We start from the raw sequence: 235 nt of genomic DNA on the forward strand, positions 1-235 counted from the left end.
CGGCCGTGGCGTACTTGAAGTGCGGGGCGCTGATCTCAATGACCTCGGCGCCGGCCGCCTCGAGCGTCTTCACGGCCGCCTGGAACGAATCCTCGACGCCCTTCGAGAAGCCGTGCAGCTCCTTCACCAGGCCGACTTTGAGCCCCTTCAGCACCTCACCCGTCGCGCCCTCGCGAGCGGCGGCGGCGAACGACGGCCAGGTAGTCGTCAGCGACGTCGCGTCGTGCGGGTCGTG

At 69.4% G+C, this 235-nt stretch carries 1 protein-coding gene; it reads right to left on the minus strand.

The genetic code is table 11. From position 1 onward, the window contains the following. Nucleotides 1-235 (minus strand): amidase family protein (locus tag SB754_RS23000; protein ID WP_410784566.1); only part of this gene is annotated, 235 nt, incomplete at both ends.

This window comes from Leifsonia sp. SIMBA_070, from assembly GCF_046534635.1.
Lineage (GTDB): Bacteria > Actinomycetota > Actinomycetes > Actinomycetales > Microbacteriaceae > Leifsonia.